Source organism: Archangium sp., from assembly GCF_036389735.1.
Taxonomy (GTDB): domain Bacteria; phylum Myxococcota; class Myxococcia; order Myxococcales; family Myxococcaceae; genus Archangium.
This window is the reverse complement of the sequence record NZ_DASVWK010000094.1, coordinates 1-14298: the sequence shown is the minus strand read 5'-3', so window position 1 is coordinate 14298 and position 14298 is coordinate 1. Positions and strand designations below refer to the sequence as shown.

12 protein-coding genes are annotated in these 14298 nt (G+C 71.9%); 5 read left to right on the top strand and 7 right to left on the bottom strand.

The window, feature by feature from the left end; all coding sequences use genetic code 11:
- The 4 genes from VF794_RS03760 to VF794_RS03745 all read right to left on the bottom strand — a co-directional run.
- On the bottom strand, window positions 1-522 hold a 522-nt coding region (locus VF794_RS03760), incomplete at its 3' end, for an alpha-2-macroglobulin family protein (RefSeq protein ID WP_331107785.1).
- Window positions 519-3599 (bottom strand): MG2 domain-containing protein, encoded by a 3081-nt coding sequence (locus tag VF794_RS03755; RefSeq protein WP_331107783.1) that lies wholly within the window; start codon window positions 3597-3599, stop codon window positions 519-521. The genes VF794_RS03755 and VF794_RS03760, both read right to left, overlap by 4 nt.
- Window positions 3600-3698: 99 nt before the next feature.
- On the bottom strand, window positions 3699-3977 hold the full coding sequence (locus tag VF794_RS03750) for a hypothetical protein (protein ID WP_331107782.1): 279 nt from the start codon (window positions 3975-3977) through the stop codon (window positions 3699-3701).
- A 77-nt stretch (window positions 3978-4054) separates the two neighbouring features.
- On the bottom strand, window positions 4055-4240 hold the full coding sequence (locus VF794_RS03745; protein WP_331107781.1) for a hypothetical protein: 186 nt from the start codon (window positions 4238-4240) through the stop codon (window positions 4055-4057).
- A 280-nt stretch (window positions 4241-4520) separates the two neighbouring features.
- Between VF794_RS03745 and VF794_RS03740 the strand changes: the two genes are divergently transcribed.
- Window positions 4521-4736, top strand: coding sequence for a hypothetical protein (locus tag VF794_RS03740; RefSeq protein WP_331107779.1), 216 nt, complete (start codon window positions 4521-4523; stop codon window positions 4734-4736).
- A 6-nt stretch (window positions 4737-4742) separates the two neighbouring features.
- On the opposite strand, the gene VF794_RS03735 is transcribed toward VF794_RS03740, so the two are convergent.
- Complete coding sequence (locus VF794_RS03735) at window positions 4743-5645, bottom strand: AEC family transporter (RefSeq protein WP_331107777.1); 903 nt, start codon at window positions 5643-5645, stop codon at window positions 4743-4745.
- A 164-nt stretch (window positions 5646-5809) separates the two neighbouring features.
- Here VF794_RS03735 and VF794_RS03730 point away from each other — a divergent pair, with 164 nt between their 5' ends.
- Window positions 5810-7069 carry an MFS transporter gene (locus VF794_RS03730; protein WP_331107775.1) on the top strand — a complete coding sequence of 420 codons (1260 nt, stop codon included), beginning with the start codon at window positions 5810-5812 and terminating at the stop codon, window positions 7067-7069.
- 12 nt (window positions 7070-7081) lie between these two features.
- On the opposite strand, the gene VF794_RS03725 is transcribed toward VF794_RS03730, so the two are convergent.
- Together VF794_RS03725 and VF794_RS03720 are read right to left on the bottom strand one after the other, a co-directional pair.
- Entirely contained in the window at window positions 7082-8284 is a 1203-nt protein-coding gene (locus VF794_RS03725; RefSeq protein ID WP_331107773.1) for a cytochrome P450, read from the bottom strand.
- 82 nt (window positions 8285-8366) lie between these two features.
- A complete protein-coding gene (locus VF794_RS03720; RefSeq protein ID WP_331107771.1) occupies window positions 8367-8858 on the bottom strand; it encodes a hypothetical protein in 492 nt (163 codons plus the stop codon).
- A gap of 115 nt (window positions 8859-8973) precedes the next feature.
- Here VF794_RS03720 and VF794_RS03715 point away from each other — a divergent pair, with 115 nt between their 5' ends.
- The 3 genes from VF794_RS03715 (at window position 8974) to VF794_RS03705 (ending at window position 13938) form a co-directional block, all read left to right on the top strand.
- Entirely contained in the window at window positions 8974-9495 is a 522-nt protein-coding gene (locus VF794_RS03715) for a M15 family metallopeptidase (RefSeq protein ID WP_331107769.1), read from the top strand.
- A 110-nt stretch (window positions 9496-9605) separates the two neighbouring features.
- Window positions 9606-10802, top strand: a complete 1197-nt coding sequence (locus VF794_RS03710) for an efflux RND transporter periplasmic adaptor subunit (protein ID WP_414640869.1) — start codon at window positions 9606-9608, stop codon at window positions 10800-10802.
- 1 nt (window position 10803) lies between these two features.
- The gene (locus tag VF794_RS03705) at window positions 10804-13938 is read left to right on the top strand and encodes a multidrug efflux RND transporter permease subunit (RefSeq protein WP_331107765.1); all 3135 of its coding nucleotides are present in this window, start codon (window positions 10804-10806) and stop codon (window positions 13936-13938) included.
- Window positions 13939-14298: the final 360 nt, after the last annotated feature.

The following is a 14298-nucleotide window of genomic DNA, read 5'->3' as shown; positions in this document are numbered from 1 at the left end:
CAGCGTGCCGGCGAAGCGCGCCACCGCGCCCGCCTGCGCCCCCGAGCGCGAGTGCGCCAGCGCCAGCACCCGCCACTGCGTCAGCCGGTCCGGCACCTTCACCGGCACCGAGGCGAGGCCGGACGCATCCGTCACCACCAGCGGCTCGAAGAGGAACGTCTCGGGGAACCAGGCCCGCCCCGGCGTGGCCGGCGCTTCCCCGGGAGGCGCGGACGGGGACATTCCGTCCATGACCGCCGCCTCCGCCATCACCCCCCCCCTGGGCCCGGCGGAGCCCCCGCCGATGCTCTGGATCTCCCGCCTCTTCTGGGGCCTGGGGGCCGCTGGCGCCTCCGAGAACGCCATCCCCTCCTCGTTCGCGCCGAAGTTCCGGAGGTTCTTCCGCATGAGCGGCGGCTCGGCCGAGCCGGCCAGCGCATCGGCGGACGCGCCGGTCAGCCTGCGCAGGTTGTTGCCCAGGCACGTGCTCAGCGTGAAGCCCGCCACGACGCACAGCCCACCCACCACGATGTAGCGCTTCATGGCGACTCCCGGGCGACCCACGCGCCCCAGTTCTCGACGTCCTCGGGCAGCCGCGTTCCGCTCACCACCACCGCCCGCGGGTCGGTGAGGGAGAGCAGTTCCGGAGGCAGCCGCGACAGCTTCAGCCTGCGACCAAAGGCGTCCGTCACCGCCTCGCCGCGCTTCTCACAGGCCGCGAGGGCCTGCTCCCACAACCTCGCCATGCCGGCGGGCGACAGCGTCTCGCCCTCGGGGGCCGCCTGCTCCCAGCCGCGCACCTGCACCGTCAGCTCCGAGAGCACCCGGTAGAAGGGCTCGGTCAGCTCCACCTCCGGGTCGAAGGGGGCCTGTACCGTCAGCGACACCGGAGGCTCCCCGCCCTGGCGCGGGGGCACGCCCGACACGCGCAGCAGGGTGGCCGCGGCCGCGTTGGCACCGCGGATGCGCCCCATGGCGAGCGCCGTCCCGTCCAGCACGCCGAAGGCCGGCGAGGCCACCGTGGGCACCGGGCGCAGGCCGTCGAGCGCGTCCGCCCCCTGGAGGCTCGCGAGCTGCGACAGGCTCTCGTCCACGCCGAAGAGGCCCACCGCCGCCGGGCCCTCCTCGCCGTCCACGCGCGTACGCACCTGGAGATGGGCCAGCTCACCGGGCGCGTAGGCCCGCTTGTCCGGCTCCACCTCCAGCGCGAGCTGCGCGCGCGGCGCCACGTACACCCGCGCCACCGCGCCCTCCCAGCTGGCCTCGGCCCAACCCTCGAAGCCCGCGGGCAGGCGGAAGCGCGCCACCGGGACTGGCTTCTCCACCTCCGCCTCCAGCCGCTCCTCCCCCGCCTGGAGGTAGAGCTTGCCGGGCAGCTCGCCGCCGAAGCCCGGGCCGCGCAGCAATTCCAGGCGCACCTCCTCGCCCGCGCGCGCCAGCACCGGCGTGGCCCGCAGGCGCGTCGGGGGCAGTTGCGTCGGGCGCAGCACCAGCTTCGTCGAGCCCAGGTCCTCCTTGCCCGCCTTCGCGCTCACCTTCAGCTCGTAGCCGAGCAGCGTCGTCTCCTGAGGCCTGCCCTCCTCCGAGTCGCCGCCCGCGGGCTCGGCGGTGAAGCGCACCGCGCTCAAGGTGTTGCCCGGCTTCACGTCCAGCACCAGCCGCGCGAAGCGGGACTGGATGCAGGACAGGGGGGCCGAGGACAGCATGCCCTCCTCGGCGGGCAGGGACGCCCAGCCCACCTCCACCTCGCGCTGGCCCTCGCGCGTGCGCACGGTGAGCGCGGACGGCAGCGCGGCGGACACCGACAGCGTCCGGGGCAGGCACTCCCGTGCATCCAGCGCCGCGAAGCGCAGTGCCTCCTCGAGTCCCTCGGGCGCTCCGGTGGCATCCCGCGTCTCGAAGGAGAGCGAGGGCAGGCCCGGCTCGGACACCTGAAGGGAGAGCGACAGCAGGCGCTCGCGGCCGGGCGGCAGCGAGCGCGCGCGGACAACCGAGGTGAGGCAGTTGCCCAGGGGCAGACCATCCGACACCACATCCACCACCGCGCCGCTGGCGGACACCCGCACCCCCAGCATCGTCCGGGAGGAGCCCTCCGTCGTCGACACGAAGCGCGCGCAGGGGTGGAGGGACTCCAGCCAGCGCTCCAGGGCGAGCTGGTCCTCGAGCCTCGTCTCGTTCCGGCCCGAGAGGAGCTCCGTCACCGAGGCCAGTTGCACCGGAGGCGGAGCGGGCTCGGGGCGCACCGGCATGGGGGGAATGACGACGTTGACGGGCGGACCCGGGTCGAGCTGGAAGGAGGCCACGCCGTCCTCGTCCGTCACCGCGCGCACGCCCTCGTCACGCGGGTCCCACGCGCGCTTCACGGTGAGCTCCGCGCCGGGCAGCAGCTGACCGTCGGCGGTGGTGGCGCGCAGGTAGACGCGGTTGCTGTAGCCCTCCACCAGGCCGTCGGCCAGCTCCGTCACCGTCGACACCGAGAGCGCGTCCTCGGCGAGCAGCACCGAGGCGCCGCCCTGCACGAGGTCGCCCGCGGGGTCGGTGGCGGACAGCGAGGCGGAGAGGGTGACCTGGCCGCGCAGGTCATAAGGCACGCGCGGCAGGGTGAGGCGGAAGCGCCCGGCGGCATCCGTGCGGGCCTTCCGGGGCAGCCCGTCCTTGGCCTCCTCGTCGAGCCACGCGGAGGGCGGGGGCCACTGGCCCGAGGCGTCCCAGGACACCGTCACGGCCGCGTCCGCCACCGGCGCCCCCGAGCTGTAGACGACGCGGCCCTCGATGACGGGAGCGTCACCCGCGCGCCAGAAGGGCCGGGTGCCGCGGGCCTCCACCCGGAAGCGCGGCAGGGTGAAGGGCTTCACCTGGAAGGAGGCCTCGGCGGTGTCCGTGCCACTCGTCCAGCGCACCGTCCACCGGCCGTTGGGCGCGCCCCGGTCGAGCGGGAAGTCCCCGGACACCACGCCCCACGCTCCCGCCGGAGAGCGCTGCTCCAGCACCACCTCGCCCGTGGGGTCGGTGACGAACCACGTTCCCGGACGGCCGTCGATGGGCGCGAGGTCCCTGGCGCGCAGCACCACGGCGCGGAAGCGCACCTGATGGCCGGGCTCGTAGAGGGGCCGATCGGTGAGGACGTGGACGCGGGCGGGGGCGTAGAGGGCGAGCGGGGCCTCCACGGTGTCGGTACCGAGCGGCGAGGTGACGCGGGCGCGCAGCTTGTAATCCCCGTCCGGCAGCGCGGGCAGCTTCACCTGGGCGTACAGCGAGAAGTCGTAGTCCAGCTGCTCCCAGCGGTTCTCGGGGGAGAGCGGGGACTCCTTGCCCTGGGCGTCCACGAGGAAGAGCGAGGCCTCCACGCGCCGCACCGGGGCGAGCAACCGCTCCCAATCCCGCTTCGTGACGCCATGGGCCTCGGCCGAGACGTAGACGGAGCCGGTGGACTCCCGAGCAAGCCCATCGACGCGCAGGCTCAGCGTCTGGCGGAAGCGCCCGTCCGGGCAGCGAGGCACCTTCACGCCCTGGAAGGCCCAGGCGGATACGCACACATCAGAGGTCACCCACCCCACGACGCCCGAGACGAGCACCGCGGCGAGGAACATGGTGATCCGACGGTTCAAACGGATGTTCATCGACTCTCCCCGGCGACACTGTACGCCAGAGGAGGGGACGAACGCTCCTCGGCGCGCGGGGTGGGAGCCGCGCGCCGTCCTTCCGAGGTGAAGCGGGGACTACTTGGACTCGGTCTTCGCGCCCTCGGGCAGCGCGGCGGGCGCGGCCACGGAGTTGCGCGGAACCACCAGGCGGCGGAACTCCTCCGCGAGCGTGGCGGGCGTCATCTCCTCCTGCCACTGCTTGGGGTTGGTGTTCCACCCGAAGTCGGCGGGCACCTTGCCGCCGCCCTGGGTCTTGTAGCCGATCATGTCCGGGAACTTCTGGGACCAACGACCGGCGGGGTCAGTCTCATGGGTGATGGGCTCGCGGTTGGACCGAGGCGTGTAGTTGCTCATGGCTCGTGACTCCTAGCAGGTGCGCGACCTCTCCGGAACCCCCACTGGGGGCCGGGGGATGCCCGGCCCCTCGCCGCCTACGCGGGCCCGCCCGCTGCCTGCCCGACGGAGGAGACCTCGGCCCTCGCGCCTCCCCGGCCACCCCGCCGGCCCGTGCTCGGCGGCAGCCACCGGGGCCCCAGCTCGAACACCGCCGCGAAGTAGCGCGCCTGCGCCTCGCTCCCATAGCGGTAGCGGCGCACCCCGCCCTCCTTCAGCGTCACCTCCACCCCCCAGCCCTTCCGATGTCTTCGAAGCGCGACTCGCGCAATCTCCATGCCTACCCGCCCCCCCCTCTGGAACACCCCGACCACAGGCACGCCCTCTTCTCTTGAAAGTGCCGTGCCAACCCGGCCCCCTGCGCTCGCCGGGTTGCGGTGTGCACCCGTGGACAGGGGCCTCGGGGACAGGAAGCCCTACAGGTCCGCCCGCCTGCCCACCAGGTAGGCGTGACAATCGCGCCTCATCGCCTTGTGGGCACCGAATGCTGCGTTACGTAGAGGCATGACCATCGCTCCTGAGAACACCTCCGGCGAGCCCATCGCCGACTTCACCCTTCCCGAGGGTTGCATGCTGTGCGGCGGCGCGGTGTCCATCCGCAGCACGCCGGGTGGCGGCGCCCACAGCTACTGCTCCCACTGCCACTGGCTGTCTCGCACGCGGCTGCGCATGCGCAAGGACGGCTTGGAGATCGCCTACGCCGCGCAGGCCTTCGCCTAGGCCCCCTCACCGCATCAGCCACAGGGCACACGGCACCGTGGCGAACGAGAGCGGAATGCCCAGGCCCACCAGCAGCGCCGAGAGCTCCGGATCCAAGCCATGGTCCGCGGCGAGGATGGCGCCGGTGACCATGGGCGCCATGGCGGCCTGGAGCACGGACACCTCGAAGGTGAGGCGGCCGATGCCGGGCAGCACCAGCAGCACGAGCGCCACCATCACGGGCGCCAGCACGAGCTTGTAGCCGAGTCCCAGCGCGAGCGCGCGCACCCGGCCCTTCATACCCGACAGTCGCAACTGGTAGCCCACGGAGAAGAGCGCCAGCGGGGTGAGCAGCTCTCCCAGCCGGCCGAGCACCCCGTCCAGCCAGCCGGGCCACTCCCACGGGCGCGCGAGGAGCGCGGCCACCAGGGCGAGGAAGGGCGGAAAGCCCAGCACCTTCCTCAGCAGCACCCCGGGCCGGGTGTCCTTCGCGGCGGCGCGCGCGGCGAAGAGCGTGGCCACCGTGGCCAGCGCGAGGAACGAGCCCAGCTGATCCACCACCACCGCCACCTCCAGCGCCTTGGGGCCCATCAACCCCTCGAGGAGGGGCAGGCCCACGAAGGCGGTGTTGCTCAACCCGCTGGTGAGCACGAGCGCCGATACGGTGTCGGGCGCGAAGCCCAGCCGCGGGCCCACCGTGCGGAAGAACAGCCACGAGCCGCCGAAGACGAGCCAGGGCGTGGCGGCGGCGGCGAGCAGCTCGGGGGCGAGCGACACCTTGTGCACCACGCGCAGCACCAGCGCGGGCACCGCCACGTTGAGGATGAAGGCGTTGAGCACCAGGGCCGTCTGCTCCGGGAAGCGCCCGCAGCGCCGGGCCAGGAGACCCAGCACGAGACTGACGACCAGCAGGGCGATGAGGTGACTCACGCGCCCCTCCTCCCGGAAGCACGGGGGGCGGGACGGCGGATGCGCTCGGCGAGGACGTGGAGGGTGGCGCTCACACGCGCCTTGTGCTGCAAATCCGGGTGGACCGCCAGCCAGATGTCGCCCCCTGGCGTCCACGGGCGGCTTCGCGCAAGCTTCGCCCCGACATGAAGCACCTGTTGGGGCGATTGGGCGCGGAGCTCCGGGCGACGGCGGGCGGACTGCCGAGCACGTACTGGTACCTGTGGACGGGCACGCTGGTGAACCGGCTGGGCTCGTTCGTGGTGCCCTTCCTGGCGCTGTACCTCACGCGCGAGCGCGGCTTCCGGGTGGAGGAAGCCGGGCTGGTGGTGTCGCTGCACGGGGCGGGCGGCGTGCTGGCGGGGCTGGTGGGCGGGACGATGGCGGACCGCGTGGGCCGCCGGACGACGCTGGTGGCGGGCCTGTGGCTGGGCTCGGCGGCGATGCTGTCCCTGGGCTTCGCTCGCGCCACCTGGCACATCTCCCTGTCCGCCTTCCTGCTCGGACTGCTGGGCGAGCTCTACCGCCCGGCGGTGTCGGCGGCCGTGGCCGACGTGGTGCGCCCCGAGGACCGTCCGCGCGCCTACGGCCTGCTGTACTGGGTGGTGAACGTGGGCTTCTCCATCGCCCTGCCGCTGGCGGGGCTCGCCTCGCGCTTCGGCTACCAGGTGCTCTTCGTGGCGGACGCCTGCACCACCTTCCTCTATGGCGTGCTCGTCTGGTGGAAGGTGCCGGAGACGCGCCCCGCCCGGTCCCCGGAGCCACGGGAGGAGTCGCGCCGGCCGCCCTCGCTGGCGCCCTTCGGGGACGCGGTGTTCCTCTCCTTCGCGCTGCCCATCGTCCTCACCTCGCTCATCTTCGCCCAGAGCAGCGTGACGCTGCCCATGGACCTGACGTCGAACGGCATGTCCACGACGACGTTCGGGACGGTGCTGGGCCTCAACGGCGTCCTCGTGGTGCTGCTCCAGCCCTTCGCCGGCCGCGCCCTGGGTGGCATGCGGCGCGCCTCGGCGCTGGCGTGGGCCTCGGCGCTGACGGGGCTCGGCTTTGGCCTGCACGTGCTCGGCGCGAACCCGGGACTGGCCGCGCTCGCGGTGGCGGTGTGGACGCTGGGCGAGGTGGCCCAGGCGCCGGTGGGCGCGGCGGTGGTGGCGGACCTGGCGCCCGCCGATCAGCGCGGCACCTACCAGGGCGCCTATTACATGCTGTGGGCCCTGTCCGCCTGCCTCGCCCCCACGCTGGGCGCGTGGGTGCTGGGCCATCACGGTCCCAGGGCCCTGTGGGGCGCGTGCCTCGCGGTGGGGCTGTTCGCGGCCGGCTGGCATCTGGCCATCGCCGATGCCCGCCGCCGCCGTCTGGACACCCTGCGCCTCACCCGCTCCGAGGTGAGTGCCGCGCTGGACTGAGGCCCGCGCCGCTCACGTCCCGTGCAGCACGACGTGGACCGACGAGGGCCCCCGCACCACCATGGAGCGGTGCCACCGCACCGGTTCCGGCACGGGAGAGATGCGCACGCAGTGGTCGAGCAGCGCGTTGAGGGCCAGCCGCACCTCCAGCCGCGCCAGCTGCGCCCCCAGGCAGAAGTGGGCGCCATAGCCGAAGGGGATGTTCTGCGGAACGGGGCGGTCGATGTCGAAGCGGTCTCCGTCCGGAAAGTGCGTCTCGTCCCGGCCCACCGAGCCCATGATGACGACCACGCGTGAGCCCTTGGGCAGGCGCACGCCGCCCAGCTCCACCTCGTCGGTGGTCACCCGCATGACGCCGTGCGCGGGCGTCTCGTAGCGGCCCACCTCCTCGACGAAGCGCGACATCAGCGAGCGGTCCGCGTGCAGCCGCGCCAGGAGCTCCGGGCGCTCCATGAGGATCTTCACGGAGAAGCCCAGCAGGTGCACCGTCGTCTCCAGCCCGCCCACCAACAGCAGGAAGAGGAAGGCCATCAGCTCGTCATGCGTGAGGGCCTCGCCCTCCACCCGGGCCCGAACGAGTTCACTCACCAGGTCGTCCCGGGCCTCCTGGCGCCGGGCCTCCACCACCTCGCCGAAGTAGCGCTTCAGGTCCGCGATGGCCTGGCGCACCTCCTCCTGCCGCACGGTGTCCTCGGGGCGGATGGCGGTGACGCTGGTGAGCTGGTCCGCCCAGTACTTGAGCTTCAGGTGCAGCGAGGGATCCAACCCCAGCAGCTCACCGATGATGTGGGCCGGCACGCGCAGGGCGAAGTTCGGGATGATGTCGAGGGGCTGCTCCAGGGGCAGCGCGGACACCACCTCCTCGGCGAAGGTGCGGATGCGCGACTCCATCCGCGTCACCGCCGGGCCGACGAAGGCCCGGGTGACGAGCGTCCGCAGCCGCCCGTGCCTGGGCGGGTCCATGGTGAGCATCGACTCGGAGAACGGGTTGCCGCCGACGAGCCACGGCGGGTTCGTGGCGATCCGGAACCCCTGCGAGGAGAAGAGCTGCGGGTTCTTGAAGACGAACATCGCGTCGTCGTAGCGCGTCACCGCCCACAGCCCTCCCGGATCCACCTGACAGACGGGCGAGTTGCGGCGCAATTCCGCGTACAACGGGTAGGGATTGGCCTTCAGCTCGGGCGTCAACAGGTTGGGGCGGCCACTCTCGGTCATGCGCGAATCTCCTGGGGGGAAGGTGCCGCATACTACCGCGCCCATCGGCCCGCGGGGCAGGACTCCGCGCGTGGGGTCACCTTCACTCCGAGCGGCGGAAGCCGTACACCCACGCCGCCGCCGCGCCGAGCGCGGGCAGGACGACGGTGAGTGTGAGCACGCCGAACACGGCGTCGTTCACGGGCTCGCCCGTGGCATCCACGCCGGAGACGCGCAGCCACGCCTTCACGGCCGTCACGCCCCAGTTGGCGAAGTTGGCGAGGATGAAGGCCCACGCCAGCCGCTGCTGGCCCCGAGGGCCGTAGCGCAGCATCGGCAGCGTCCAGGCCACGCCGAGGAGCAGGAAGGCCCCCATCAGCGCGTTGAGGTGCGAGGCGAGCGCGATCCGCGGCTCCACGGGCACCTTGCCCGTCATGGCGGCGGAGACGTAACCGCCGGTGAGCAGACCCAGCAAGGTGAGCCACGCGGCGGCGTGGGCCATCAGGCGCGCGGCCGGCAGCGAAGTCGGAAGGGAAGCCGGGACGGGAGTCGTCGGCTCGGGGCTTGAAGGAACGGGGCGGAGGGCGGTCGTCATGGGAGCCCGGCCACTTTAGGCCAACGGACCTCGGAGCGCCTGCTCGGCCGCCTGCTGACAATGCGGGAATAAATGTGAGAGCACTCTCCCCTGCCCCTCTGGACAGGAACCGCCCATGCCGTTCCCGCCGCTCCGCTGGAGCCTCTTGCTGGCTCTCATGTGTCTGCTCGCCCCTGGTCTCTCCCAGGGAGCGGGCTCGAAGCGTTTCGTCCCCATCCCGGGGGGCGAGTCCCTGCGTCGTGACGCCGCGAAGGCCTACCAGCGGATGTCCACCGCGGCCAGGACGGACGGCATCGGGCTGTGGGTGGTCAGCGGCTACCGCACCGCGCGCGAGCAGCGCCTGCTGTACCAACGCTACCGCAAGGGGCTGGGCCCCCGGGCGGCGCGTCCCGGTCGCTCCAACCACCAGCGCGGCACCGCGGTGGATCTGATCGTGGGACACGAGGAGTCCTCCATCTATCGCTGGCTCGAGATGCATGCGTGTCGCCATGGCTTCCGGCGCACGGTGTCCTCGGAGCCGTGGCACTGGGAGTACCTGCCCCGCTCCACCCGCGTGCCCGATCCGGGTACCGACTGCACCGGCCGGCCCCTGCCGCCCCGGACCCCACCGCCCAGGTCCGCCTCGGATCTGAGCTGACGGACAGAAGCGGGCGGGACTGCCCGCTTCCGAGCACCCACAATGTCCTGAAGTCTCGGACCTGCCCTCCAGGGCGAGGCCCCCGCCAGGGGTAAACCCCACTCTGCGGCATGCGACTGGTACGGCCGGCGGTGTGGGGAGCATGGGTGGCGATCCTGGCGCTGGCCGGGTGCCACTCGGGTGGGAAGGAGGGCCCTCGACAGGGCGCGGGAGGGCCGGGAGGACCCGGTGCCGGACAGCCGATGACGGTGGAGGTGATGGAGCTGCGACCGGGGCCCGTGCGCGACGCCGGGGAGTACCTGGGGACGCTCAGCTCCCGCCGCAGCATCACCCTCCATCCGCAGGTGGCCGGCTACATCCAGCGCATCGCGGCGCGGCCCGGCCAGCAGGTGAAGGCGGGCCAGGTGCTGCTGGAAGTGGACCCGAGGCGCGAGCGCGCGGGCGTGCGGAGTGCCCAGGCCCAGCGCAACTCGGCCCGGGCCCAGCGGCGCTTCGCCCAGAGCACCCGTCGGCGCGCCGAGCAGCTCCTGAAGGAGGGCCTCATGAGCCGCCAGGAATACGAGCAGGCGGTGGCCCAGGCACAGACAGCGGAGGCCAGCGCGAGCTCGGCGGAGGCCCAGCTCCAGGCGCAGCGGGTGGAGCTCGGCTACTACCGGGTGACGGCGCCCTTCGCCGGCGTGGTGGGCGACATCCCCGTGAAGAAGGGCGACTACGTCACCCCGCAGACGGTGCTGACGAGCGTGGATCAGAGCCGCGCGCTGGAGGTGTCCGTGGCGGTGCCGCCGGAGCGCGCCGCGCAGGTGGAGCCGGGGCGCACGCGGGTGGAGGTGCTGGACGACGAGGGCCAGCCGTTGGTGAGCGCGCCCGCCTTCTTCGTGGCGCCCACGCCGGACCCGCGCACGCAGTTGGTGGAGGTGAAGGCCGGCTTCGAGAACACGGTGGGTCTGCGCGCCGGCCAGGTGGTGCACACCCGGGTGGTGTACGAGACGCGCGAGTCGCCGCGGCTGCCCGCGTTCGCGGTGACGCAGCAGAGCAGCCAGTTCTTCGCCATGGTGGTGGAGCCGGGGGATGGCGGTACACCCGTGGCTCAGCGCCGGCCGGTGAAGCTCGGGGAGCTCGAGGGCAACTACTACGAGCTGCTCGAGGGCCTGGAGGCGGGGACGCAGGTGGTGGTCGGCTCGCTCCAGGCGCTGCGGGATGGTCAGCCCATCCAGCCCAAGCCGGTGCGGCAGCTGCCAGGCGAGGGCCCGGGCGTGGGCGGCGCCGGGGACGCGGGAACGGGCCCCGGCCCGGACGGGGGCAGGTGACATGCTCTCGGACTTCTTCATCCGCCGACCCATCTTCGCCAGCGTCCTCTCCATCTTCATCACGTTGGTGGGGGCCATCTCCATCCCCAGCCTGCCGGTGGAGCAATACCCCAACCTCGCCGCGCCGCAGGTGACGGTGACGAGCACGTACATCGGGGCCTCCGCCGAGGTGGTGGAGAGCGCGGTGACGACGGTGTTGGAGCGCCAGCTCAACGGCCTGGAGGGCATGCGCTACATCTCCTCCACCAGCAGCAACAACGGCACCAGCACCATCACCGTCACCTTCGAGCCGGAGCGTGACCTGGCCATCGCCGCGGTGGACGTGCAGAACCGGGTGGCCACCGCCTCGGCGCGACTGCCCGCCGAGGTGAACGCCCTGGGCATCACCATCAACAAGACGCAGTCGCAGCTCCTCATGTCCTTCGGGCTGTATGACAAGGAAGGGCGTTACGACTCGGGCTTCCTCAGCAACTACGCGGACGTCTCCATCCGGGACGCGCTGCTGCGCGTGAAGGACGTGGGCGACGTGCGCATCTTCGGCGAGCGCCGCTTCGCCATGCGGCTGTGGTTGGACCCCACGAAGCTGGCGAGCCGGGGCCTCACGGCGCAGGACGTGGTGGGCGCGCTGCGCGAGCAGAACGTGCAGGTGGCCGCGGGGCAGGTGGGGCAGCCGCCCGCGCCCCAGGGGCAGACGTATCAAATCACCGTGCAGGTGCTCGGCCAGCTCTCCACGCCGGAGCAGTTCGGGAACATCGTGGTGCAGCGCGGCGAGGATGGCTCGCTGGTGCGGATGAAGGACGTGGGCCGGGTGGAGCTGGGGGCGGAGAACTACGGCCAACTGCTGCGCTTCAACGGCCGCGACGCGGTGGGCCTGGGCATCTTCCAGCTCCCCGGCTCCAACGCCCTGGAGGTGCGCGAGGGCGTCATCGCCGAGCTGGAGCGGCTCGAGGGCAACTTCCCGCCGGGGCTCGTCTACGAGCGGGCCTTCGACACCACGGCGGCGGTGCAGGAGTCCATCAGCGAGGTGCTGCGCACGCTGGTGGAGGCCATCGCGCTGGTCATCTTCGTGGTCTTCATCTTCCTGCACGGCTGGCGCAGCATCCTCGTGGTGGCCACGACGCTGCCGGTGTCGCTGGTGGGCACCTTCGCCTTCGTCAGCGCCTTCGGCTTCTCCCTCAACACGCTGACGCTGTTCGGCCTGACGCTGGCCACGGGCCTGGTGGTGGACGACGCCATCGTCGTCATCGAGAACGTCGAGCGCCTCATGGCGGAGGACAACCTGTCCGCGCGCGAGGCGACGCACCGGAGCATGAAGCAGGTGGCGGGCGCGGTGGTGGCCACGGCGCTGGTGCTGTCCGCGGTGTTCGTCCCGGTGTCCTTCTTCCCGGGCACCACGGGCGCCATCTACCGCCAGTTCGCGCTCACCCTCGCCTTCTCCATCGGGCTGTCGGCCCTGGTGGCCCTCACGCTGTCCCCCGCGCTGTGCGCCCGGCTGCTGCGCCCCCACGAGGGTCAGAAGTGGCGCGTCTTCCGCTGGGTGGACCAGAGCCTGGACGCCTTCCGGCGCGGCTACTCGCGCTTCCTCGGCCGGCTGCTGGCGCCCACCGGGCGCTGGGTGGTGCTGGGTGTCTTCGTGGTGCTGCTGGGCATCACCGGGCTGCTCTACCGCGTCACGCCCACCGGATTCATCCCCGAGGAGGACCAGGGCTACCTCATCGTCGCCATCCAGGGCCCGGAGGGCACGTCGCTGGACTACACGCGGCAGGTGCTCCTCCAGACGGAGGAGGTGCTGCGCCAGCAGAAGGAGGTGGCGGACATCTTCACCGTGGGCGGCTTCTCCCTGCTGGGCTCCGGCCCCAACTACGGCGTCCTCTTCGTCAACCTCACCCCGTGGGAGGAGCGAGAGGAGGAGGAGCAGGGCGTGGCGGGGTTGGTGAACCGGCTGCGCGGGCCACTGGCGGGCATCCCCGGAGCGCGGGTGCTGGCCTTCCAGCCCCCCACCATCCGCGGCGTGGGCAGCGTGGGCGGCTTCGAGTTCGTCCTGGAGGACCAGCAGGGCAACCACACCCTGGACGAGCTGGCGGCGGCCACGCAACAGCTCTCGGCGCGGGCCAACCAGTCCCCGGAGCTGCGCAGCGTCTTCTCCTCCTATACGGCGAGCACCCCGCTGCTCAACGTGTCGGTGGACCGGGAGAAGGCCAAGGCGCTCGGCGTGTCGCTGGAGTCGCTCTACTCCACGCTCCAGGTCTTCATGGGCAGCCAGTACGTCAATGACTTCACCTTCGCCAACCGCGTCTACCGCGTCTACGTGCAGGCGGCCACGCCCTTCCGCAACGAGCCCCGGGACATCTCCTCCTTCTATGTGCGCTCGGAGCAGGGAGACATGGTGCCGTTGGAGAGCCTCGTCACGGTGAAGCCCGTCACCACCGCGCAGAACATCCAGCACTACAACCTGTTCCGCTCGGCCAACATCAACGGCCAGGGCGCGCCCGGCACCAGCACCGGTCAGGCGCTGGAGGCCATGGAGGCCGTGGCGCGCCAGGGTCTGCCCGCCGGCTTCACCTTCGAGTGGACGGGCCTGTCCCTGGAGCAGAAGCAGGCCTCGGGCAAGGTGCTGCTCATCTTCGGCCTGGGCATCGTCTTCGTCTTCCTGGTGCTGTCGGCGCAGTACGAGAGCTTCGCCCTGCCCTTCGTCATCATGTTGGCCGTGCCGGTGGCCATCCTGGGCGCACTGGCGTTCCAGAACCTGCGCGGGCTGGCCAACGACGTCTTCTGCCAGGTGGGCCTGGTGATGCTGGTGGGCCTGTCCAGCAAGAACGCCGTGCTCATCGTCGAGTTCGCCGAGCAGCTGCGTCAGCGGGGCCTGGGCGTGGTGGAAGCCGCCATCCAGGCGGCGGACACGCGGCTGCGGCCCATCCTCATGACGTCCTTCGCCTTCCTGCTGGGCGTGGTGCCGCTGGTGCTGGCCTCGGGGGCGGGCGCCGCCTCGCGCAAGTCGCTGGGTACCGCGGTGTTCGGCGGCATGCTGCTGTCCACCTTCGTCAACCTCATCTTCATCCCCGTGCTCTACACACTGGTGGAGACGGCGCGCACCCGGCTGCTCAAGCGCCACGGGCACGGCACCCACGCGGCCTGAATCAAAAAAAACAGCGGCGGGCGACCCCTCTGGGCGAAGGGCCGTCCACCGCTTGTGTGTGACCGTGAGGAGACGGTCACGCTCTCCGTATGAGCAGCCGCCGTGCCAAGCATCAACCCCTCGGAATGACTGAAACCCCAGGGTCGACCCGGTGCGTCAAGGCTCCACTCCGGTTTTCACCGGATGTAAAGCGCCGTGACAAAGAGCCACCCAACTCCATGAACTCCGGGAGGTTGGCGCCGAGGGCCGGGACTGTCCCGGAATCGGGCACCCCTGTCCTCTCCTGGGACAGTCCCCCATGGGCGGACGCGGGCCGTACAGGTCGTCCGCGGCCCAGCGGGGGACTCTGGGGTCGAGGGG